The 22,062-nt window shown below is 38.8% G+C and carries 22 protein-coding genes; 12 read left to right on the plus strand and 10 right to left on the minus strand.

What is annotated here, in order from left to right:
• Nucleotides 1–6: 6 nt before the first annotated feature.
• The 8 genes from tkt to AVFI_RS17650 all read right to left on the minus strand — a co-directional run bounded on the left by tkt (nt 7) and on the right by AVFI_RS17650 (nt 10,472).
• Nucleotides 7–1,998 (minus strand): transketolase, encoded by a 1,992-nt coding sequence (gene tkt, locus AVFI_RS17615; RefSeq protein WP_199414894.1) that lies wholly within the window; start codon nt 1,996–1,998, stop codon nt 7–9.
• A gap of 183 nt (nt 1,999–2,181) precedes the next feature.
• Nucleotides 2,182–3,132 (minus strand): transaldolase, encoded by a 951-nt coding sequence (gene tal / locus AVFI_RS17620; protein ID WP_054775815.1) that lies wholly within the window; start codon nt 3,130–3,132, stop codon nt 2,182–2,184.
• 362 nt (nt 3,133–3,494) lie between these two features.
• Nucleotides 3,495–5,156, minus strand: coding sequence for a BatD family protein (locus AVFI_RS17625; protein WP_188863695.1), 1,662 nt, complete (start codon nt 5,154–5,156; stop codon nt 3,495–3,497).
• A 5-nt stretch (nt 5,157–5,161) separates the two neighbouring features.
• Nucleotides 5,162–7,024, minus strand: a complete 1,863-nt coding sequence (locus tag AVFI_RS17630) for a vWA domain-containing protein (protein ID WP_155688183.1) — start codon at nt 7,022–7,024, stop codon at nt 5,162–5,164.
• On the minus strand, nt 7,017–7,982 hold the full coding sequence (locus AVFI_RS17635; RefSeq protein WP_054775816.1) for a vWA domain-containing protein: 966 nt from the start codon (nt 7,980–7,982) through the stop codon (nt 7,017–7,019). Before AVFI_RS17635 ends, AVFI_RS17630 begins: the two co-directional genes overlap by 8 nt.
• Entirely contained in the window at nt 7,975–8,508 is a 534-nt protein-coding gene (locus AVFI_RS17640) for a DUF4381 domain-containing protein (protein WP_054775817.1), read from the minus strand. The genes AVFI_RS17635 and AVFI_RS17640 overlap by 8 nt, the downstream gene beginning before the upstream one ends.
• Nucleotides 8,508–9,467 carry a DUF58 domain-containing protein gene (locus AVFI_RS17645; RefSeq protein WP_054775818.1) on the minus strand — a complete coding sequence of 320 codons (960 nt, stop codon included), beginning with the start codon at nt 9,465–9,467 and terminating at the stop codon, nt 8,508–8,510. Before AVFI_RS17645 ends, AVFI_RS17640 begins: the two co-directional genes overlap by 1 nt.
• Before the next feature lie 48 nt (nt 9,468–9,515).
• Nucleotides 9,516–10,472 (minus strand): AAA family ATPase, encoded by a 957-nt coding sequence (locus AVFI_RS17650; protein ID WP_054775819.1) that lies wholly within the window; start codon nt 10,470–10,472, stop codon nt 9,516–9,518.
• A gap of 192 nt (nt 10,473–10,664) precedes the next feature.
• Between AVFI_RS17650 and AVFI_RS17655 the strand changes: the two genes are divergently transcribed.
• Both AVFI_RS17655 and AVFI_RS17660 read left to right on the plus strand, forming a co-directional pair.
• Entirely contained in the window at nt 10,665–12,578 is a 1,914-nt protein-coding gene (locus AVFI_RS17655) for a methyl-accepting chemotaxis protein (protein WP_054775820.1), read from the plus strand.
• 79 nt (nt 12,579–12,657) lie between these two features.
• The gene (locus AVFI_RS17660) at nt 12,658–12,858 is read left to right on the plus strand and encodes a hypothetical protein (RefSeq protein WP_005422950.1); all 201 of its coding nucleotides are present in this window, start codon (nt 12,658–12,660) and stop codon (nt 12,856–12,858) included.
• Between the two features lie 102 nt (nt 12,859–12,960).
• Here the strand turns inward: AVFI_RS17660 and AVFI_RS17665 are convergent, their stop codons facing one another.
• Nucleotides 12,961–13,665, minus strand: coding sequence for a DUF445 domain-containing protein (locus AVFI_RS17665; protein WP_017019695.1), 705 nt, complete (start codon nt 13,663–13,665; stop codon nt 12,961–12,963).
• A gap of 144 nt (nt 13,666–13,809) precedes the next feature.
• Here AVFI_RS17665 and AVFI_RS17670 point away from each other — a divergent pair, with 144 nt between their 5' ends.
• Genes AVFI_RS17670 through AVFI_RS17680 form a run of 3 tightly spaced genes read left to right on the plus strand, consistent with a single transcriptional unit; the run spans nt 13,810 to nt 15,258 of the window.
• Nucleotides 13,810–14,235, plus strand: a complete 426-nt coding sequence (locus tag AVFI_RS17670) for a hotdog fold thioesterase (RefSeq protein ID WP_005422946.1) — start codon at nt 13,810–13,812, stop codon at nt 14,233–14,235.
• Nucleotides 14,236–14,257: 22 nt separating this feature from the next.
• A complete protein-coding gene (locus tag AVFI_RS17675; protein ID WP_065596802.1) occupies nt 14,258–15,082 on the plus strand; it encodes an HDOD domain-containing protein in 825 nt (274 codons plus the stop codon).
• A gap of 2 nt (nt 15,083–15,084) precedes the next feature.
• Nucleotides 15,085–15,258, plus strand: a complete 174-nt coding sequence (locus tag AVFI_RS17680; RefSeq protein ID WP_005422942.1) for a hypothetical protein — start codon at nt 15,085–15,087, stop codon at nt 15,256–15,258.
• A 6-nt stretch (nt 15,259–15,264) separates the two neighbouring features.
• Here AVFI_RS17680 and AVFI_RS17685 read toward each other — a convergent pair whose 3' ends face one another.
• Nucleotides 15,265–16,248 carry an integron integrase gene (locus AVFI_RS17685; RefSeq protein ID WP_155662880.1) on the minus strand — a complete coding sequence of 328 codons (984 nt, stop codon included), beginning with the start codon at nt 16,246–16,248 and terminating at the stop codon, nt 15,265–15,267.
• A 355-nt stretch (nt 16,249–16,603) separates the two neighbouring features.
• Here AVFI_RS17685 and AVFI_RS17690 point away from each other — a divergent pair, with 355 nt between their 5' ends.
• The 7 genes from AVFI_RS17690 (at nt 16,604) to AVFI_RS17720 (ending at nt 21,870) form a co-directional block, all read left to right on the plus strand.
• The gene (locus tag AVFI_RS17690) at nt 16,604–17,116 is read left to right on the plus strand and encodes an SHOCT domain-containing protein (protein ID WP_188864032.1); all 513 of its coding nucleotides are present in this window, start codon (nt 16,604–16,606) and stop codon (nt 17,114–17,116) included.
• 150 nt (nt 17,117–17,266) lie between these two features.
• Nucleotides 17,267–18,337, plus strand: a complete 1,071-nt coding sequence (locus AVFI_RS17695; protein WP_054776363.1) for a DUF3800 domain-containing protein — start codon at nt 17,267–17,269, stop codon at nt 18,335–18,337.
• A gap of 252 nt (nt 18,338–18,589) precedes the next feature.
• Nucleotides 18,590–18,736, plus strand: a complete 147-nt coding sequence (locus tag AVFI_RS17700) for a hypothetical protein (RefSeq protein WP_196581848.1) — start codon at nt 18,590–18,592, stop codon at nt 18,734–18,736.
• Between the two features lie 843 nt (nt 18,737–19,579).
• A complete protein-coding gene (locus tag AVFI_RS17705) occupies nt 19,580–20,194 on the plus strand; it encodes a LysE family translocator (RefSeq protein WP_188864002.1) in 615 nt (204 codons plus the stop codon).
• Nucleotides 20,195–20,340: 146 nt separating this feature from the next.
• Nucleotides 20,341–21,183 carry a DUF2971 domain-containing protein gene (locus AVFI_RS17710; RefSeq protein ID WP_141676987.1) on the plus strand — a complete coding sequence of 281 codons (843 nt, stop codon included), beginning with the start codon at nt 20,341–20,343 and terminating at the stop codon, nt 21,181–21,183.
• The gene (locus AVFI_RS17715) at nt 21,180–21,362 is read left to right on the plus strand and encodes a hypothetical protein (protein WP_199414932.1); all 183 of its coding nucleotides are present in this window, start codon (nt 21,180–21,182) and stop codon (nt 21,360–21,362) included. Before AVFI_RS17710 ends, AVFI_RS17715 begins: the two co-directional genes overlap by 4 nt.
• A 130-nt stretch (nt 21,363–21,492) precedes the next feature.
• Nucleotides 21,493–21,870, plus strand: a complete 378-nt coding sequence (locus AVFI_RS17720) for a hypothetical protein (protein ID WP_139070511.1) — start codon at nt 21,493–21,495, stop codon at nt 21,868–21,870.
• Nucleotides 21,871–22,062: the final 192 nt, after the last annotated feature.

Below are 22,062 nucleotides of genomic sequence, written 5' to 3' on the forward strand. Positions count from 1 at the left end.
TTGTTATTAAGCTAACAATTCTTTTGCTGTGTTTACTACATTTTCAGTAGTGAAACCAAACATTTTGAATAGCTCATCAGCAGGCGCTGACTCACCAAATGTTGTCATACCGATGATCTTGCCACCAAAACCAACGTACTTGTACCAGAAGTCAGCAATACCCGCTTCAATTGCGATACGTTTAGTTACCGCTGATGGAAGCACTGCTTCACGGTATGCTTCGTCTTGCTTATCAAATGCATCTGTTGATGGCATTGAAACAACACGTACCGCTTTACCTTCTGCTGTCAGTTGTGCTGCTGCTTCAACTGCTAGTTCAATTTCTGAACCCGTTGCAATAAGGACCAACTCAGGTTGGCCTTCACAATCTTTAAGGATGTAGCCACCTTTAGCGATGTTCGTTAATTGCTCTGCATCACGCTCTTGTTGTGCAAGGTTTTGACGAGAGAAAATAAGTGCAGATGGACCATCTTTACGCTCGATAGCTAGTTTCCATGCTACAGCAGATTCAACTTGGTCACATGGACGCCATGTGCTCATGTTAGGCGTTAGACGTAGAGAAGCGATTTGCTCAACTGGTTGGTGAGTTGGACCATCTTCGCCAAGACCGATAGAGTCGTGCGTGTAAACTTGGATGTTTTGCACTTTCATTAGTGCAGCCATACGCATTGCGTTACGAGCGTATTCCATGAACATTAGGAACGTTGCGCCGTATGGTACGAAACCACCGTGCAGAGCAATACCATTCATGATTGCTGTCATACCAAATTCACGAACACCGTAATGAATGTAGTTACCAGAGAAGTCATTTGTTTCTAGAGACTTAGAACCAGACCACATTGTTAGGTTAGAAGGTGCAAGGTCAGCAGAGCCGCCCATGAATTCAGGTAACATAGCACCAAATGCTTCTAATGCGTTTTGAGACGCTTTACGTGATGCGATGTTTGCTGGGTTAGCTTGAAGATCAGCAATGATAGCTGATGCTTTTTCTTCCCATTCTTTTGGTAAATCACCGTTTACGCGGCGAGTAAATTCGGCTGCAAGTTCTGGGTATGCTGCTTCATAAGCTGCAAATTTCTCGTTCCACGACGCTTCCTTAGTTGCGCCTGCTTCTTTCGCGTCCCATTCTGCGTAAACTTCTTGCGGAATTTCAAATGCGCCGTGCTCCCAACCTAATTGTGCTTTTGCTGCTTTAATTTCGTCAGCGCCTAGTGGAGCACCGTGACAGTCATGTGTACCTTGTTTGTTAGGAGAACCAAAACCGATAATAGTTTTCGTACAAATAAGAGTAGGGCGAGGATCAGCTTTTGCCGCTTCAATTGCTGCATTGATAGCGTCTGAGTCGTGACCATCAACCGCTGGAATTACGTGCCAGCCGTACGCTTCAAAGCGTTTAGGTGTGTCATCAGAGAACCAACCTTCAACTTCACCATCGATAGAGATACCGTTGTCATCCCAGAATGCGATTAATTTGCCTAGACCTAATGTACCAGCAAGTGAACACGCTTCGTGAGAAATACCTTCCATCAGACAGCCATCACCCATGAATGCATAAGTGAAGTGGTCAACGATATCGTGGCCTTCTTTGTTGAATTGTGCCGCTAATGCTTTTTCAGCCATCGCCATACCAACAGCATTGGTAATACCTTGGCCTAGAGGACCCGTAGTTGTTTCAACACCTGGCGCATAGCCATACTCTGGGTGACCCGGAGTTTTAGAGTGAAGTTGACGGAAGTTTTTAAGGTCATCAATTGATAACTCATAACCTGAAAGGTGAAGCAGAGAATAGATTAGCATAGAGCCGTGACCGTTTGAAAGAATGAAACGGTCGCGATCAGCCCATTCTGGGTTTGCTGGGTTGTGATTTAAGTGAGAACGCCAAAGAACTTCAGCGATGTCAGCCATGCCCATAGGAGCGCCAGGGTGACCAGAGTTTGCTTGTTGTACGCCGTCCATGCTTAGAGCACGGATTGCATTTGCTAGATGTTTACGGTTCATAATGTTTTTTAACTCGAATATTTGAAAATGAAGGGCTGAAGAAGTTCAACCCGATTTGAATATGGTGGTTAGCTAGAGACGATATGCGCTTCGCTTCTAGAAACGATAAGAGCAAGGAATACATACGATGTGATTGCTTTTGCTCTTATCGTAGCGAAGCGTTCTAGCTCCTAGTTCCTAGTTTTATAGCTTAGCAGCAATCATTGCTTCTAGCTTACCTTGGTCAACCGCAAAGTTACGGATACCTTCAGCCAGTTTCTCAACTGCCATTGCGTCTTGGTTATGATCCCATAGGAACTCTGCGTGAGTCATTGCTGCAGGACGCGCTTTATTGCCGTTTGTATCAACCAGTTTCTCAACCACTTCACCTGTTGCTTCTTCAAGTTCTTGAAGTAGGTTAGGGCTAATTGTTAGGCGGTCACAGCCTGCTAATTCAAGGATTTCACCAATGTTACGGAAGCTTGCGCCCATCACAACTGTGTTGTAGCCATGTTCTTTGTAGTAGTTGTAAATACCAGTAACTGAAACAACACCTGGGTCTTCACTTGGCTCAAAGTCACGACCTTCTTTCGCTTTGTACCAGTCCATGATACGGCCAACAAATGGAGAAATCAGATAAACACCCGCTTCAGCACATGCGCGAGCTTGAGCAAAAGAGAATAGAAGAGTTAGGTTACAGTTGATGCCTTCTTTTTCTAGGATCTCTGCAGCACGGATGCCTTCCCAAGTAGAAGCCAGTTTGATAAGGATACGGTCATTAGTAATGCCTGCATCGTTGTACATTTTGATCAGTTGACGTGCTTTTGCCACACTGCCTTCAGTATCGTAAGAAAGACGAGCATCTACTTCTGTTGAGATACGTCCAGGTACGACTTTAAGAATTTCTTTACCGATGTTAACTGCAAGCATGTCGCAAGTATCTTGAACTTGCTGCGTTTTGTCGTTGCTTTGCGCTTTAGCGTATTCAATCGATGCATCGATTAGTGGTGCGTATTCAGTAATTTCTGCCGCTTTTAGAATTAGAGAAGGGTTCGTTGTTGCATCTTCAGGCGTGTACTTTGCGATTGCTTCAATGTCACCCGTGTCAGCTACTACTGTTGTTAGTTTACGAAGTTGTTCTAGTTTAGTTGTCATACTACTTACCCTTACTTGTCATATGCGATTTAGCACATTCTTTTAAAGTCCGTCTCGCTTCCATCTGTGCTTGTTTGAGCAAATGCGATGGTAGTGAACATTTGATAAGGTGATAATTGAGCTTTCCGTCGAATAAGTCAATGGTAAATCGAACATTGTGTGAAGATACATCCATTTTTATCTGAATATTTGAGCGTGATCGTTTGCGCAAACCATTAGTGAAAAATTAAAAAAGTTAATTAAAAATACGAAGAAAGTACTTATCTGGATGAGATTAAGAAAGAGTGGAAGTGCTGAGGTGTGGTGAGACATAAAAAAGGCTGACATATAGCCAGCCTTAAATTCATTTATGCAGTTAAAGCCTATAATGCTTCAAGTTCTGCTGGGCTTGATTTTGATTTTTTACTCACCTTTAATTGTTGAGTTATCTCTTTAATAAGCCTTTCTTTATCAGGGTTTTCTGATTTATTTGAGTATTTAGCATAGCTTAATTTCTCAATGAGCACTTTGACTTTATCTGTATTGATTCCTTTTGCTTTCCAGTCATCAGCATGGTCTTGAATGATCTGATGTGCAAGTATGGTATTGTCTGATTTAAGTGCAGTAATTAATACAGAAATATCACTGTTTGATATGCCGTGATTCGATGTAACCGTTAATGTTTCTTTGCTCACACTGTTTCGCGCTTTATACCAAGCAATAAGTGTTAATAGCCATAAAATAGCAAAACCTAGGGTGGTATAAGGCCAAATACCGTGATCAACTTCTCGTTTTATTACGGTTCTTGATTGCTCATTTGTCTGCCGCTCGATCATTTGTTCGCTGTTTTGACTGTTTGGTGTCACGGTTAGCATTAATGAATCTAACTTTGCGACTTCTGCTTTGTGCGTTTTGCTGTTCCACCATTGAATTGATACCGCTGGTAATTCAACTTGGCCCGATGTATGTGGAATGATCACTTGTTTAATGGTCATAACACTATTCCCTTGGCTGTCTTTACCAATGGTCGGCTTTTCGTCGTACATACGAACTGATTTTGGATAGTTGATATCAATAGATGGTAACTTTTCTGGTGGTACATCAGCCATCATTAGAGTGATTTGGCGAGTAATGGCTGTGCCAGCTTCAACCTCTGTGTTGGTTAGGACTTTGCCATCAACGAGCCATTGCTGACCTAATTTCAAATCACTGGTTGGTAACCATGTTCCCTTGTAATCAGATGGTTTCGTTAAGACATTAATTGAGTATTGTTTTGGGTTTATGTTTAAGGGAATTAACTTGGTGCTACGACCGTAACGATCGGTTTGTATTAACCCACCCGTAAAAGCCAAGCCATCAAAGGTTAATTTACCTGCTTTGTTTGCGCTTAGACTAAATACCTGTTCAACCACAGTTGCTTGTAAACCATCAATAACCGTTTGATATTGTTTACTTTCACCAATAGGAGAAAATTCAACACCGCTTCCTTGAGGAGTAATGATATTTGGATCTTTTAAACGACGAATATCGGCAAAGATGGCTATTTTGGCATTAAACTGTGCCGTTTCACCTTCGTACAATTCGTTTTTACTTAACTCACCACTGACTTTGATAATATCGCTGCTTTTTGGTGCCGTTGCGTCTTTATTTACACGAATATTGATTGGGTTTGTTTGTTCACCTGCAACCTCCATACTTGGAATGGTTAATATCCCCATTTTGGTTGGTGCAATCGATACAGTCCATTGGCTTTGAACACTGTAATCGCCATTAACTAATGAACGAGAGCTCCCAAAGCTGACTTGGCCTGAACGAAAATCCGGTCCGAGCTGGCTAATATCAAACTTGCTTTGATCTGCGCTTTTATCTACTGATACCATCAGTTGGATAACTTCGTTTTCAGTAATGTTGTTTTTGCTAACGGTTGCAATAGCTTGGGCGTTGGCATATGACACCCCGCTAAGAGTTAGGGTAATCAGTAATAGTATTTTCTTCATCAGTGATATTTTCATTATTGAAGATTGGTAGTTTAAGTGTCTTTTCATCGGTATTACCATTCGTTCTCAGAAGCTTGTGGTGGCTCTTGTTGTTGAGCTTGTAAATAGAGTAGGGCACGAAGCAGTTCGTCTTCTTTAGCACCAGATTGCTCTAGTTTTTGTAAACGTGGATCCGTTGTTTTTGCATCGCTATCAACTTGACCTTGTTGAGACAGCATTTGAGCTTGTTTCTTCTCTTTGTCAGCGTTGCTTTGCTCTTTTTGCTTATCGCTTGCTTGTGCTGATTTTTCTTTCTGTTCTTGTTTCTTTTTATCTTGAGAAGAAGCATCGGATTTTTCTTGTTTATCTGATTTTGACTCGCTTTCAGATTGAGATTTATCTTTCTGCTGATTCTGCTGATTCTGCTGATTCTGCTGATTCTGCTGTGAATCTTGAGATTGCGAGTCTTTAGAATCTGAAGATTGCTCAGAGCCGTCCTTATTATCTTGGCTTTGTTTTTTATCGCCATTCGAATCTTTCTTTAATGATGTATCACCATCTTTGTCTTTTTTATAACTATCATCTTTCTGCTTTTGTTCTTGCTGTTTTTCTAAAGCTTTTTTTACTAAATTCAGATTATCTTCAGCATCCTTCATATCGGGATGGGCTTGCAATAAAGATTCATATTGAGCTTTAGCGTCTTCAAGTTGTCCATTTTGCGCTAATGCATTCGCAAGATTATATTGTGATTGGATATCACTAAGGCCAGTTAAGCTTTCAATAGCGCCTTTATAATCTCCCGCTTTATATTGAGCCGCTCCTTTCCATTGTTTGGATTGGAACTGTTCACTGGCCGCTTGATATTCTTTTTGTTCATATTGTTGGTGAGCGTTGTAATCGTTTGATAACAACGTATTCGCCATGGATTTATCAACAGGCAGCAATACAAGCAATAAAGCTAAAATCATTCCTTTTCGAAAAGCAAATAGTGAAAGCAATACAATAGGGAAGAGTAACCAGTATCCGTGGTTTGCACGACTGTTCACTTGTGTATCGCTGTTTTTTGTTACTTGCTCTAAAGGTGTTTTGGTTAACCGAACGATAGCATCAATGTCGCTGTTATCCGATTGGATAAGCTGCGCCACACCATTCGTTTCCGTCGCTATTTGCTGTAATGGTTGTGGATCGAGTTTTGCGACGACCGTTTTACCCGTGTTATCCGTTAATAATTGTCCATTAGGTAGCTCGATAGGTGCACCATTAGTGGTACCGACACCCAATAAACTAATACGCCATTTAGTGCCATCAACTAATGCGGTCACTTTTTCAAGTTGTGATGAGGAAACACCGTCAGTTAAGACAACGATATCGCCTTGTTGATGGCCAGATTTTTTCATCATCTCAATACTTTGAGTAATCGCTGCCGATAAATTACTTCCTTTCCCTTTATAAGGCATGATTTCAGGAGATAGGTTAGTAATGAGATTATCTAACGTTTTACTGTCACCTGTTAACGGACTTACTAAATAACTGCTGTTGGCATAAGCCACTAACCCTGTCATGCCTTCCTTCCAGTAAGGCAGAAGATCTTTGGCTTTGTATTTTGCTTGGGTTAAACGGTTGGGTTTAAGATCCGTCGCATACAAAGAGCGAGACATATCCATAACAAGAATTCGAGCACCAGAAAGCTGAAAACTCGGTGTTTCTTTATAGCCAAAACTTGGTCCAGCAAGTGCTGTTGTCACACAAAACCAAATAACGATGAGTCCGTATAAAAAGCCATGGCCGTTCTTTTTTTGAATCATGCCAAGTTGTTTTGCTATGTGTGGGGCGATTAAGCCACCGTGATGTTGGTTTTTTCGTTGAATAACAATCAAAGCCACTAATGGTATGAGGGCTAAAAACCACATCGGATAGAGAAAAGTAAAATTAACCATGGCGTTTTCTTACTCCAACAATAATGAAAAGAACAAACAAATAGCCCATTAGTGGGTAACGGAACCACTCTTCATGGGGACGCCAAGTTTGTGTTGCTTGAGTCACAGGCTCTAATGCATCAATGGTTTGATAAATTTCTGCAAGTTCATCGGCGTTACGAGCTCGGAAATATTGTCCGCCAGTCATTGTTGCAATCTTGGTTAAGGTATCTTCATCCAGATCACGAGCGGTATTTACCGTTTGTTTTCCAAAGAATCCACGTACTTGCATTTCACCAGCGCCAATACCAACGGTGTAAATCTTGGCATGATTATCTTTTGCCAGTTGTGCCGCTTCTAATGGTTCTAGTACACCGGCCGTATTAGCACCATCACTTAATAAAATAATGGTTCTTTGCGGTGCATTACTTTCAATAAAGGTTTTGGTTGCCAGCCCTAAGCCTTCACCAATTGCGGTACGTTGGCCTACAAGATTTAGCACGGTACGATCTAATTGTTCACGTACCGTGTTTCTATCAAAGGTGAGGGGTGTTTGAAGATAAGCGTGATCACCAAACAGCACCAAGCCAAGGCGATCGCCCTTACGTTGGTCAATAAAATCGGACACCACTTGCTTAACCGCGGTTAAGCGGTCAACAAAATCACCATTACTGGTTTTCATGTCTTCTTCAGCCATGGAACCAGATAAATCCACCACCAGCATCATGTCTCTGTGCTCTGGTTGAATATCCACAGGTTCACCATACCAGACAGGACGTGCAAGTGCCGCTACCAATAAAAGCCAAGCCAATGATAATAAGCCGATATTAATGCGTTTATTCGGTTGTTTGTATTCACCTTGGTCTGGTAAACGAGGCAAATGAATCGCTTCGCCAGCTTCTTTTTCTGGCATTAAGAAATAGATCACCAATGGGATTGGCAAGAAAAACCATGCCCACCACCACATAAATTCAATCATGTTTTGCTCCTTGCTCTGCTTTTTGTTGTTTTGCAGGCAATGCATGAATCAACCAGTAACGCACATCATCATAAAAGCGTTTTTGATTGGTTTCAGATAAAGGCACTTTGCCGTATAAGGCTTTCTCGAGCATTTCTGAGCGAGTAGCAAAGTGAACATTGGCTTGTTTTTTAGTCGGAAGCTTTTGTTCAATAAAATTCCACCAAGCGAGTCCATGCAGTGCTGCAATTTGCTGACGAGAGAAATGGCTCAATGCCGCTTGTTTTAATAGCTTTGCTACATCACGAGTCTGTTCTGGCTTTAATTTCGCTAATTCCGATAAAGCGACACGTTGAAGGCGTCGTTTTTTTCTATAAGCCATAAAAGCCCAAACAAGAAGAGCAATACAAGCAATAATAAGAAAAATGAATCCGTAACCTTGCCATGACAGCGAGAAGCTTGGTGCTTCTGGTAAGTGTAAATCCGCTAAAGGCAATGGGGCGGACGGTGATTCAGCATTTGGTGCTGCTGTTGAAGATAAAGACATTAGTTACTTCCTTTATCCTGTGCAGTGGTTAATTGATTTAATAAAGGAAAACCTGACGATAGGGTATGTAAATGAATGCCCAATTGCATTGCCATGTTTTGTACATACGCTTTATGTAGGTTCGCCTGTTGTTGTAAGGCATTTTTAGTGGAAAGAGAGGAGAAGTCTAACCATGCCGAACGTTTGTTATCAGACACATGCTCTACGCCATTAAAACGGGTCACCCCTTGCTCTAATGGATCGTTTATCATCACAAACTGAATGCGATTGTGTTTGCTTAATTGACTGAATATCGCTTTACAATCGTCCGTAAGTGCGTAGAAATCACTGATGATGACGATTTCACTGCCTTTTGGACACAAACGTTGTAACTGCTGTAACCCTTTAACAAAAGAATCCGTTTGTTGCGTTGTCGTTTGCTCTGTATTTGATGACGTGGTGTTATGACGCTCAATGACCTTTTGAAGAAATTGTAAGACCATTTTCTGACGAGAAGAGGGCTTACAATCGAGTGTCGATTTACCATCAAAGATGATCCCACCAACGCGATCTTTTTCAGCTAAGGTTATCCAACTGAGCAAACTGGCAAAATGCGCCGCTTGAACGGATTTGAATAGAAGCTGTGAACCAAAACGCATGGTGTCACTGACATCCACAAAAAGCATGGTTGGTTGTTCTCGCTCTTCACTGTAGAGCTTGGTATGTGGTTTTCCTGTACGTGCAGTGACACGCCAATCAATAGAGCGAATGTCATCCCCCGGTTGATACTGGCGTACTTCAGAAAAATCCATGCCACGGCCTTTTTGACGGCTTTGATGACTGCCATTCATTTTTGACCATACAGATTGTGCTGGCGGTAACCACTGTAATGAGTGGTTCTTGTAGTGAACCAACTCATTAAGTGACAAGGTAACGCCATTGCTGTGTGGTGGCAGTGTTAGTGTATTTGTTTTCTTCACAATATCTGCTTATGTCGAATTAACGTTTAGCAATGTGTCTTGATTGAATTAAGACGCCGCTACCATTTGTAATAAACGCTCAATGACTTTATTTGCCGTTGTGCCTTCTGCTTGCGCTTGGAAACTTAATAGCAATCGGTGACGTAACACAGGATAAGCCATAGCTTGAACATCTTCAGGGCTTACGTAATCACGACCAGCTAACCATGCATGTGCACGAGCACAACGATCTAACGCTAATGTCGCACGTGGGCTAACCCCCATTTCAAGTTGGTTTGCTAACTCTTGGCAGTATTGCGCAGGCTTACGTGTCGCCATTGTAATACGAATAATGTACTGCTCAATTTCAGGTGCCATGTAAATGGATAACACTTCTTTACGAGCACTGAATATTTCACTTTGTGCTAATGGTTGCGGTCTTTGTGCTTGTTCACCTAAGGCTTCCCCACGATTTAAACGAAGAATGGCTAGTTCGTCTTGTGCGCCAGGGTAATCCACATCTAAATGCATTAAGAAACGATCAAGCTGCGCTTCTGGTAGTGGGTAAGTCCCTTCTTGTTCAATTGGGTTTTGCGTTGCCATGACTAGGAATAGCTCAGGCAGTTGATAGGTATTTCGACCCGCTGTAATTTGTTTTTCAGCCATGGCTTCTAGCATCGCTGCTTGGACTTTGGCTGGCGCACGGTTGATCTCATCAGCCAATACTAATGAGTTGAAAATTGGACCCGGTTGGAATGTAAATTCTCCGGTCTCTTGACGGTAAATATCGGTACCGGTTAAGTCTGATGGCAATAAGTCAGGAGTGAATTGAATACGGTGGAAATCTCCCTCAATAGAGTCTGCCAAAATTTTAACTGCACGCGTTTTTGCAAGACCCGGAGGACCTTCAACTAAAATATGACCATCTGCAAGTAGGGCAATTAATAACTGCTTTACTAAATCTGGTTGACCAATGACTTGAGATTCAAGGTAAGTTTGTAATTGTTGAATTTTTAACGCTGGCATAGTTCACCCAATGTCTGGATTGTTTAGTAATTATTGTCTGTGACTCAATAAAGTCACATTAGTTCCTAATAAGATTGGGTTTAGTTCGAAATTATTCAACTATTTAATTAATGAATGTTTTTCTAATTATTTATTAAAGTTATGGAATGAGCGGTCGTTATATGAAGGGTCTATTTTAGCTGTGGAAAAATTATGATTAATCTAACAATAAAACAGAAACTCGTCGCCGGTATCGTTATCGCTATCATTGCTTCAACTTCTCTTGTGGGTATTGTTGCCCAAAAAAAAGCGTACGAAACTTTAGATGAAAGGCTAACCACGCTCGAACTTCCGACTATTCTTGATCGAATTGGTGGAGAAGTAGATAAAGAGGTGGCAGTACTTTCTGCTGCTGCTGAGCAAATGTCTAATAACCCTTTCATTATCGATGCTATTTCTGATCCTTACATCTCTCCTGAAGACCAAGATGTTCTTATTGGTCAATTAAATAAACTAAAACAACAACATAATCTAAATGATGCATCTGTTGCTAACCGTCAAACAGCAAACTATTGGAATCAGGATGGTTTTTTACGTCAACTAAACAAACAACAAGACGGTTGGTTTTTTGGGTTCACACAGAGTGGCCCTGAGCGTATGTTGAATGTATTTACCGAACAAAACGGTGAAGTAAAACTGTTTGTTAATTTCCAACAGCTAAATGGCGTTTCAATGGCTGGTTTATCTAAATCATTAGATGATATGGTGGCTTTGTTAAATGGATTTAGAATTGAACAAACGGGTTTTGTTTATTTAATGGATGGTGATGGTAATATCAAAATCCATAAAAACAAAGCGATTATGGGCAAGCAAACCATTACAGATGTGGTTGGTTCTGCTGAAGCATCGGTATTACTAACAAAGAAAAACTTCAATTTGAGCCGCATGGAAAAAGGTGGCCAAGAGATCTTTATTGCTTCGCATTACATTCCTTCAATGGAGTGGTTTATTGTTGCTGAAGTACCGGTTTCTGAAGTGTTTGAAAGTTTGCATGCCTCTACCCAAGACATCATTATGTGGATTGTGGTGATTATTGCGGTATTTGTCTCTTTAGCGATTTGGGGCGCAGGCTCAATCACTAATAAACTGAACGAACTTGCACATCGCTTTAAAGAACTAGGTGATGGGGAAGGTGACTTAACGCATCGTATCGAAGTGAAAGGTAATGATGAAATAACCGAACTTTCAAAAGGCTTTAATAGTTTTGTCGAGAAAATTCACAATACGGTTTCTGAAGTGGTTGAAACTGGCCATGTATTACACACTACGGCTGAAAATGTAGCGTTAAAAGCAACATCAACGCGTGATAACAGTGAAATGCAGCGTGACCAAACGCTTCAAGTCGTAACGGCTATTAACCAAATGGGTAGTACGATTAACGAAATTGCATCCAATGCGGCGAATGCAGCACAATCAGCAAGTAAAGCTGAAGCAAGTACTCAAGATGGTCGTCAAACTGTGATTGATTCTCGTGATGCAATTACCCAACTTGAAGGTGATTTAGTTCAAGTCAGCCATGTGGTGGAGCAATTAGCGGGTACAACACAAGACATTGGCTCTATCCTTGACGTTATTCGTGGTATTTCAGAGCAAACCAATTTACTTGCGTTAAATGCAGCCATTGAAGCCGCTCGTGCTGGTGATCATGGTCGTGGTTTTGCTGTGGTTGCAGATGAAGTTCGTCAATTAGCAAGTTGCACATCAGAATCGACGGATGAAATCCAGAAGATGATTGATCAACTGCAAAATGAAGCGAAAAATGCGGTAGATGCGATGGAAGCAAGTCACAGTGTAACGGCTCGTGGTGTTGAATCTGCAGACAGTGCAACACAAGTGTTAGCGGGTATTGCAAAAAGTATCACGGATATTTCTGATATGAATACGCAAGTGGCAACGGCAACAGAAGAGCAATCTACTGTGGTTTATACGATTAACCAAAACATCGAAGAGATTAATGGTATTAATGAGTTAACCACCGCCACAGCACAAGAACTTGCGGATTCAAGTCAGCAATTGAACGCACTTTCACAACGATTAGATCAATTAGTTGGTGCTTTTAAAGTCTAACAGACGGCTTTAGGTTTACCTTTTGAGGGGTTCTCTTGTAGAATCCCTCTAATTGTTTTTATGAATTGAGAAAATAATCATGAGTGATTTTGAAAAAGAACTTCAAGAAATGGTTCAACAAGAAGCTGATAAACCAGAAGAAGCGTTGCCATCAATTGAAGAGCAAAAAGCGATTGTTGCTGAGCTAAAACGTCTTGAAGAAGCGGGTGAGTTAACACCAGAAGTGCTTGAAGCACACTTTGGTAAATTCAGTGCTGACGATAGCGCACCAATCCATTAATTTGAGATTGAACCCATAAAAAATGCCAGCGTATTAATGCTGGCATTTTTGTATCTAAGACATTGGTACTTAAAACATGGGTATCTTAGAGTTTGGTATGGATTAAATTAGCGTGGAAAGCATTCCGATAACACCACCGAAAATTCCCCCCCAAACAACAAGCCATCCAAGGTGATTTTTGATCATATCCTGAACCATTTCTTTCACCATTTTAGGAGTAAGTTCATTTAGGCGTTGGTCAATAATATCCTCAATCGTCGATTGAATGTCTTCCATCATTTCTGGGGCTTCAAGCTCTTCTTTTAGTGCTTGTTTAAATTGCTCTTGCTGACTGATCTCAGTAATTGATGCTTTCATTTTTTCAATAAACGGTTCACGCATTGGGTCAATGGCTTCTTGACCACCAAACATTGCAAGCATGCCACCAAATTGAGAGTTCATGATCACCTCAACCAAAGAATCAAAGGCTGGTGAAAGGTCAATCTTATCAATCACAGGCTCTAGGTTAATGTTCGTAGCAGAGCTCATTTCATTTGATAAAAACTTATCTACGTTCGCTTTGGTGAAGAACTGATCCATCATTAAACGCTTAATGCTGGCTTTAAACTCCTCAAAGCGTGCAGGAATAACTCCTGAACCATAAAGACCTGGAACCTTTTCAAACAACATGTGAATAGCAAGCCAGTTTGTTAATGCCCCAGAGAAAGCAAATAGGCCAATATAATAGAGTGTATTTTGTTGCGTGTAATAACCAACACCTAACAAGATTAACGAAATCAAGTTAGTAATCATGCTTTTATTTAACATAGTTATCCTACATGAGTTAAACCAAATATTTTTGTGAAGTTTATCAGTTAGTAAAAGCGTTCAACAAGCGAAAATATGTTTTTCAACGTACAGGTTGAGTGTAAACTGTCGATATATATATTAACGATTACATTGGGAGTGAAAATGAGTATTTGGAAACGTGAGATGGATTTAACTGTCTTAAACACGACGTCTCGTAATACCTTGATGGAAGCGTTAAGCATTGAATATTGTGCATATGATGATAATTCGATTACTGCATCTATGCCTGTGACTTCGACGGTTCACCAACCATTAGGCATGCTGCATGGCGGGGCATCAGTTGCATTAGCTGAGTCTGTTGCTTCTATCGCGGCAAACTGGTGTGTTGATGAATCAAAATATTGTGTTGGTTTAGAGATAAATGCCAACCATATTAGAGCTGTACGTGAAGGAACTGTTTTCGCCACGGCCAAGCCTTTACATTTAGGTGCAACTACCCACGTTTGGGTGATTGATATTAAAGATCAACGAGACCGCTTAGTCTGCACAAGCCGCTTTACTGTGGCTGTGATGAAAAAGAAAAAGTAGCGACTTGTTGTGGAGAAAGAATATGGAACAAAATGAAATTTTAAGTCATGCTCACGAGTTACCAAAAATTCCGAAAGTGATCCGTGAAATGATGGAATTGGTAAATGATCCTGACGTTGAGTTGCAAGATTTATCAAAAACAATTTCACTTGAGCAAGTGGTGAGTGGTCGTGTATTACGTTTGGCTAACTCTGCGCATTTCTCGCGTGGCAAGAGCGTATCATCAGTTAATCAAGCGGTTGTACGCTTAGGCCTTGAACCGCTTAAGACTCTGATTATTGCTTCTTCGCTTGTCAGTGCTTTTCCTTATGTTGAAGTGATTGATCTTGAAAGCTTTTGGCAAGAAACTTTTGAAGTTGCCGTATTAAGTAAAGCCATTGGTGAAAGTTGTGCAGTTAATCCTAATGACGCTTTTACTGCGGGTATGCTGCATAACATCGGTGATTTGATGATTTATACTGTTATGGCAGATAAAGTTCCTGAGATCTTTGAGAAAATGGAAGCGGGTAGCTCGAAAGTTAGTGCACAACGTTCAACTATCAATACGGATAGTGCTGTTTTAGGAGCTAAACTGGCTGAGAGTTGGAGTTTCTCTAAAGAGTTGGTTTTTGCTATTTCAGAACAATACGAGCCAAAAGTTGATAACATTTATTCTCCACTGGCAGCAACGGTTCGTTTAGCGAATGCGATTAATCGTGAGTGGGATAAACTTGAAACTCGTGATGCTAAAAAAGTATGGCTTTCTGAGCAGATCGAAGTGGATATTTTATTTGTGAATGAGAATGTGATTGAGCACATTGATGAAGTAAGAGGTTCGGGTGTCGAAATGGCTCGATTAGTTGTGTAATCATGCAAAAAGAGTGGATGCTATCGGCCTTAATTGGCGCTTTTTGTGCGATTGTTTCTTATTTAACTCCGGGCTTTATTGTTAGTAAGTTTTTTGTTGTTGTTGCTGTTTTCTTTTTGGCGAAAGCGATTAGAGCTATTTTCTATTCACTAAAACATCGCCAATATGAAATGTAACTATTTTTAATCAAAGTCTAATGGGCTTTTCGTTCCTGAGAAGTGTAAGCCTATTACGTGAGTATAAATTTGGGTCGTTTTGATATCAGAATGACCCAATAATTCTTGTATTGTCCTTAGATCTCCACCCCGTTCTAAAATTCGTGTCGCAAAGCTATGCCTAAATGTGTGGCTGCTGGCTTTCTTATCTATCTCAAGTTTTTTTATTGCATTGGTTACTTGCTTTTGAACGCTTCTATCTAACATGTGGTGCCGACGACGCTGGCCTGAACGTGGATCTTTGCTGATCTGTTTTGATGGAAATACATATTGCCAACCATAACTTTTTGCTCTGTGAGGGTATTTTTTTGCAATGGCATTAGGTAGATAAACTTCATCATCACCATTTATCGCATCCATTTTATGTTGCTGTTTTACAAAGGCGAGTTGCGTTTTAAGCTCTGGAATGATGCTATCGGGTAGTACAGTCGTCCTGTCTTTATTACCTTTCCCGTTTCTTATGGTGATGGTTTTATGGATAAGATCGATGTCATCGACTCTTAGCCTTAATGCTTCGTTTATTCGTAAACCGCTTCCATACATAAGCTGTGCTATCAGCTTAGTGGGGTGGTTAAGTTCATTTATAACGGATATTGCTTCACTATGAGAAAATACTGTTGGCAATTTAGTCGCTTTTTTAGAACGCTTAAATTCAAGGTTATCGACTGATTGTTGTAGATATTCACGACATAAAAATATGAGTGCGTTTAAAGCGGTTTTTTGTGTATTTGGCGATACGTTTTGTTTAACGACCAAATGTTCAAGGTAGTCTGGTATGTCAAAAGCGTTAATTTCGTCTTTTGATGTGTAGTTGTTATGACGAATGAAGCAACTTATCCAATATATGTATTGTTTCTCTGTGTTATAAGCTAGTGCTCGTGTTCGAATGAAGATTCGAAGTTGATCGGTGAAGCGTTGCGAATCAGGTTTTAGATCTAATGGGATATCCATTTTGCTTTGTATGTGGTGGTTAATGGTGTATTGAGTGTAAGTCACCTATTCAGAGTTTCAATTTGGGTTCGTATATTTGGAGGTTTGATTAAATTTTGATGGAATTGTCTATTTAATCAGTTACATGGATGTGAGGTTAAAAGTGAGATATACGAACCAATTACGTATAATTATTTTGAAATTTCAGTGGTTTTAGGTGCTAGGTTATTGGTTTTGAAATAGAATGTTGAGTTTATACGTACAGAAATATATTCAGTAGAGATTACGAATGTGGTGGGTATAATTAAATGTTATGTGTTTTTTTGAGTTATCATCCTGTATAATTCAATCTATTAAATTTATATGAGGTATTATTATGTTTGGCGGTTTTTTTCTTTGGTTCTTATTTGCAGTTTTAGTGGGTTATTTTGCTTCAAACTATAATCGAAGTGGTTTTTTATGGTTTCTATTAGCCTGTATTTTATCACCTCTAATTTCGGGTATTATATTACTTGTTTTAGGGAAAAATGATGAAAATGAAATTTTGGATAACATTGAAAGGCTGAAGCGTGCACAACAAGATTATATTGAAATTTATTGTTCAAACGAATCAACAGTTACTGGAAATCCGATTCTGAAAAAGATGTTTAATGAACTATCGAGTAAAAAAATGACAAGTTCAACAAAAACGACCGTTGATGAAATAGAAAAGTATACAAATATGTTGTTGATGGAAATAGCTCGAGTAGAGACTGCTAAATCTCAAGAAACGAGTAATGATGCTAACGTATATGACGATATAGAAAAATTGAAAAAGTTATTGGATATAAATGCGATTACGGAAAGTGAATATAATAATCAGAAAGAAAAACTATTGTCTAAAATTTAACCTGTTAACACATAACAATCACATCAACACGATTTGCTACATTCGGCATTCTAGGTTTCTTTGAGTTTACCGTATTAAGTGGTAAATTTGAGCTTAATCTGTATGGTAGCAAACGTGTTATGCAGGCGTTAAATCTATATAGGAGGCAGTGTGCCTTATAAATTAAAACTTGAAGATTTTGATTATTTTATGCCTGATGCTAATCAGGTCACTATAGACCAAATGTTGATGCTAGGGCATAAAATTCTGCCGGGTGTTAATGGTTGGTCAGGGTTTCTTACACAATATTTCCACCCTGATGATGAAACTATTTTGTATATAGATGAAAGAGAAAATGATGATCATTTATTTATTGGTGGCTGCTTAGTTTCAGCAAAAGAAAAACATGAAATTTTGCCGGAACTTAGTCAATTTAAGAACACTTTTAGACCAGAAAATAATGCCGAACAATGGTTTTTAAAAGGTAGCGGAATGCATGCTGGTGTTGACAAAGATAACGGAGATGATGCTTTGTCACGATGGATTCTGTGGGCGAAATTTTTAAAAACATTTCCATGTTTTTACAGGTTTCACTCTGTGTCTTTAAACAAGAAGAAATTTATATATTCGGAGTCTCAACCGAAATGGAAGAATATTGAAAGATATCGTTGTGCATATGAAGCTTTGTTCAAGACATTGGAGCAAAATAGACATAGTAAAATTACTGTAGTTACTGATAATGTACAAGGCGCGCAATTGAAAGGGCTAAAACAAGCGATCGAAAACTCAGTTAATATTCTAGAGCGAAAAGTGTTACTTGATCCTCCTGTGCCTAAAGAGGATTTTTCAAGCGTAGATTCAAATTGGCTACAATTTGTGGACATGCAGATTTATGCACTTTCAAGATTCATCTTTCCTTCAGGTAGAAATGTATTAATGGATTTTGAAAAGTATTCCTATGAAGTTTCGGAAGGAAATTTTATTATATCGAGCGATCCAAAAGAGTTAATGAAACAGCGTTTGCAAGTTTCTAAGTACTTTATCCTAAAAGATATATTTCATCATTTGAGGCTTAAATTTGTAACTAGATTAGTTAGTCCTCACTATACAGAGACGATATCATCTATGGTGTGTATTTCAGATAAAGAAGTTCTAAATTTCGCAGACATTGTCGATAAATCTATTCATGGGTTTTGTAATCGAGCTCATTCATCTATTACTTTTGATTTTCACGAAATATAAATTTAACAAATGCATCAACACGATTTGCTACACTCGGCGTTGTCAGTTTGCCTTTAGTTTCAGTGATTAAGGCGTTAAAATTCAGCTAAGTCTGTATCGTAGCAAACGTGTTATGCAGGCGTTATAACCTAGGTGAGATATTTCTCAAATACACTTAAATATTAATTGTTTAAGTGATAGTTAAGGTAGAATTGATTTAATACTATAGATTGCAGCTATTTAGTAATCATTGAATAAAAAAGGACTTTGAAAATGACAACTCTTCAAAAAATTGCAATTGGGCTTGGATCTGGTTTACTTGTTGGATCTGTTTCAACGGTGCTACCTAGCTTACAATTTTGGTGTTTTGTCATTGGATTAACTCTAGTTAATTACGTTATTGTTACGAAGAAAAAATAAAGCAAATAATTGATAGTTATCGGTGCCAAAGAGCATGACTTGCTGGAAATAAGATGATCAAGGTAGTGATTATAATGTTGAAGGTAAACAGTTACGGTTTCAGTAACATTATCAGATGGTTATAACAAATGCATCAACACGATTTGCTACATTCGGCATTCTAGGTTTCTTTTGCTTTACCGTGTTAAGTGGTAAATTTGAGCTTAATCTGCATGGTAGCAAACGTGTTATGCAGGCGTTACACGAACTCTAAGATCGCAGTTTTTTGGCTCAGTTCAGCGATTGAGCCGTTAGTTTTTTAGGTGTGAAAGTAAGGTGGATTTCCTTTTTCTTTGTTGCCTTTTAATATTCGTTTCATCTGGTTCGGCAATTGGCCATTATTGCCAAAAGTTCATGGGTTTCAGAAACCAATTCAGGCTTCAATTGTTCATGGTTTTGCCTCATTTTATCCTGCGTCAGTGTTTTCCTCGCAGCATTTTTAATCCCAATTGTGGCTAGGATATTTGGTTTATCAGTTCCAAATTAGCTGAAACCAAGCCGTACAAATGGTGTAAGAAAAAGGGATTGTTTCGTTTCACAGTTATTGCCGTTGAAATGATATTTTGCTCGCTTAATTGAGCTAGTCTAATTAAACTAAGTTTACAGTAAATCTCGGTAAATCAATTCTTTACCAATTAAAGCGAAGCGTTGACAAAGATCGTGTAACAAATGCATCAACACGATTTGCTACACTCGGCGTTGTCGGTTTGCCTTTAGTTTCAGTGATTAAGGCATTAAAATTCAGCTAAGCCTGTATGGTAGCAAACGTGTTATGCAGGCGTTAGTTCCATCAAGGAGGATGTAATGGAAATCTGGAAACTTATCTTTTTTATACCAGCGTGTTTTGCTCTAAATATGACACCTGGCCCTAATAACCTATTGGCAATGAATAATGCTCGGTGCTATGGATTTAAGACCGCCTTTATTGCGGGGCTTGGACGGATCACTGCATTTTCGGTAATGATAGCATTAACAGCTTCTGGTTTAGCTGTTGTGTTATATACCTCTGAAACGTTGTTTTTGTTCATCAAGTTAATTGGAGCGACTTATCTACTCTGGATTGCTTTTAAACTTTGGTGCTCAAAAGAGAGTCCAATGTCTAATGAAACAACAAATAGAAATTATGTTGAATTAGTAAAACAAGAATTTACATTGGCGGCAGGGAACCCTAAAGCTATTCTGATTTTTACTGCTTTTTTACCACAATTTGTTGATGTTAGTGGTAACGTTAATGAGCAGTTTTTTATTTTGGGTTCTACATTCTTGATTTTAGAAATGTTTGCTATATCAATCTATGCTATTTTTGGTTTATACCTTAGAAGTTGGTTTTCAAAACCATGCATGGCAAGACGTTTTAATAAAGCCTGCTCTATGTTTTTAGCTATGTCAGGGATTAATTTGTTACTTAGTCGGCAATGATGAAACTAACAATCGCATCAACACGATTTGCTACACTCGGCGTTGTCAGTTTGCCTTTAGTTTCAGTGATTAAGGCGTTAAAATTCAGTTAAGTCTGTATCGTAGCAAACGTGTTATGCAGGCGTTATGCGAATAGTGGGATAAAAATGAAACTTTATAAATATAGAAAGTTTAGTGAATTCTTAATTAAAGAATTATGTAGTAGTGAAATCTATTTTTCTGATCCTAGTTGTTTTAATGACCCTTTAGATTGTTCACCAATAATTGAAAACGATTTGAATATAAAAGAATTAGAATATTTGTGCTATATGATGCTGTGTAAGAATAAAGGGAAGATTGCAGCAAAAGAAAATATAGAACGATTTAAATACTATGCCACCGAATATGAAGGTCAGTATGAAAAATCATTAAGTTTTCAGTTGCTGTATGAAATTAAAAATCAGTTAGACCTAGTTATGAAAAACATTGGAGTTTTGTCGTTATCGCGTAAAAACGATTCGCCATTAATGTGGAGCCATTATGCGAATGAGCATAAAGGAGTCTGTTTAGAATTTGATATTGAAACGGCAGCTAGGAAACCAAAGGAAATCGATTACAAAGGAACTAGAGGCATCAGCGCAAAGTTAATTCAAGAATATATTTGTAGTGACTCAGCTCAAGCTCGTGAATTAATAGAAAAACAATATTTTTTCACTAAGGCAAGTGAATGGAGTTATGAATCAGAATGGCGTCTACTTTCAAAGTCTTATGGTAGTAAATCAGCACCATTTTATCTGACTGGTATATATTTTGGAATGCGATGTGATACTTGGATTGTTGCTAGTATAATTAAGTTATTACACAATGAAAATTCCAACGTTAAATTTTATAGAATGCACGCGGATAGCTCTTCATTTAATCTAAATGTAGAAGTTTTAGAAGCTCAAGAATGGGTTTCTTGTATACCTAGACCGTCAGCTGTGATGGCGTTTAGTGAGTATCGTAGGTGATTCGCATAACAAATGCATCAACACGATTTGCTACATTCGGCATTCTAGGTTTCTTTGGTTTTACCGTATTAAGTGGTAAATTTGAGCTTAATCTGCATAGTAGCAAACGTGTTATGCAGGCGTTATGCCTCAGTTTTGCTTTGAAATACGGTTTTGCTCATTATGCAGCAACTTTATAATAGAGCATATTGTTCAAATTGTATTTTTAGTTAAGTATTCGTCCTATGTTATAAAGCATTTATGGGAATACTTATGAATTGGCGTATTTTTCGGATAATAATTATTACTTTGAGCACATGCATAAGTATCATGTCAACTTACTATACAGTTCCTTTAGAAAGTACAAATCTACCATTAATTGAACAATTAAAATCTCTACTGCTTATTTTTGTTGCAAGTCTTTTAGGTTTGTTTTTTATCATTGGTATTCAGGCATTTAATCCGTATTCAAGTAAACTGTGGGTTGTTCCGTCTTGGGAAATAAACCCATTTACAAAAAAGCAACCAATTGTGTTTTTTCATTTCGTCGCATGGTTCATTACTGTTCAATCTATTGTTCAATTAATATTCAGCATACTTTGTGGTTATTCGTATTGGTCTGCATTATTAGGGACTGTATTTGGTCTATCAATATTTATCGGGTTAAGGCTAGTACGAATAGCATTTCATTTTAAGTTTCGAGATTGATTTCTATAAAAGAATTTATTTATTGTTATCGAAACGTATAGGCATAACAAATGCATCAACACGATTTACTACACTCGGCATCTCAGGTTGTCGGGTGTTTCTCGTTTTAAGGCGTCAATATTGAGTATAATTGCATAGTAGTAAACGTGTTATGCAGGCGTTATGTGTTTCCGATGGAAATATAGGCTTACT

Source organism: Aliivibrio fischeri ATCC 7744 = JCM 18803 = DSM 507 (genome assembly GCF_023983475.1).
Lineage (GTDB): Bacteria > Pseudomonadota > Gammaproteobacteria > Enterobacterales > Vibrionaceae > Aliivibrio > Aliivibrio fischeri.

Bases quoted from the DNA above. Each gene is read 5' to 3' on its own strand.
- tkt (WP_199414894.1), bottom strand. From the start codon at position 1,998: ATGAACCGTAAACATCTAGCAAATGCAATCCGTGCTCTAAGCATGGAC.
- tal (WP_054775815.1), bottom strand. From the start codon at position 3,132: ATGACAACTAAACTAGAACAACTTCGTAAACTAACAACAGTAGTAGCT.
- AVFI_RS17625 (WP_188863695.1), bottom strand. From the start codon at position 5,156: ATGAAAAGACACTTAAACTACCAATCTTCAATAATGAAAATATCACTG.
- AVFI_RS17630 (WP_155688183.1), bottom strand. From the start codon at position 7,024: ATGGTTAATTTTACTTTTCTCTATCCGATGTGGTTTTTAGCCCTCATA.
- AVFI_RS17635 (WP_054775816.1), bottom strand. From the start codon at position 7,982: ATGATTGAATTTATGTGGTGGTGGGCATGGTTTTTCTTGCCAATCCCA.
- AVFI_RS17640 (WP_054775817.1), bottom strand. From the start codon at position 8,508: ATGTCTTTATCTTCAACAGCAGCACCAAATGCTGAATCACCGTCCGCC.
- AVFI_RS17650 (WP_054775819.1), bottom strand. From the start codon at position 10,472: ATGCCAGCGTTAAAAATTCAACAATTACAAACTTACCTTGAATCTCAA.
- AVFI_RS17655 (WP_054775820.1), top strand. From the start codon at position 10,665: ATGATTAATCTAACAATAAAACAGAAACTCGTCGCCGGTATCGTTATC.
- AVFI_RS17660 (WP_005422950.1), top strand. From the start codon at position 12,658: ATGAGTGATTTTGAAAAAGAACTTCAAGAAATGGTTCAACAAGAAGCT.
- AVFI_RS17665 (WP_017019695.1), bottom strand. From the start codon at position 13,665: ATGTTAAATAAAAGCATGATTACTAACTTGATTTCGTTAATCTTGTTA.
- AVFI_RS17670 (WP_005422946.1), top strand. From the start codon at position 13,810: ATGAGTATTTGGAAACGTGAGATGGATTTAACTGTCTTAAACACGACG.
- AVFI_RS17675 (WP_065596802.1), top strand. From the start codon at position 14,258: ATGGAACAAAATGAAATTTTAAGTCATGCTCACGAGTTACCAAAAATT.
- AVFI_RS17680 (WP_005422942.1), top strand. From the start codon at position 15,085: ATGCAAAAAGAGTGGATGCTATCGGCCTTAATTGGCGCTTTTTGTGCG.
- AVFI_RS17685 (WP_155662880.1), bottom strand. From the start codon at position 16,248: ATGGATATCCCATTAGATCTAAAACCTGATTCGCAACGCTTCACCGAT.
- AVFI_RS17690 (WP_188864032.1), top strand. From the start codon at position 16,604: ATGTTTGGCGGTTTTTTTCTTTGGTTCTTATTTGCAGTTTTAGTGGGT.
- AVFI_RS17700 (WP_196581848.1), top strand. From the start codon at position 18,590: ATGACAACTCTTCAAAAAATTGCAATTGGGCTTGGATCTGGTTTACTT.
- AVFI_RS17705 (WP_188864002.1), top strand. From the start codon at position 19,580: ATGGAAATCTGGAAACTTATCTTTTTTATACCAGCGTGTTTTGCTCTA.
- AVFI_RS17710 (WP_141676987.1), top strand. From the start codon at position 20,341: ATGAAACTTTATAAATATAGAAAGTTTAGTGAATTCTTAATTAAAGAA.
- AVFI_RS17720 (WP_139070511.1), top strand. From the start codon at position 21,493: ATGTCAACTTACTATACAGTTCCTTTAGAAAGTACAAATCTACCATTA.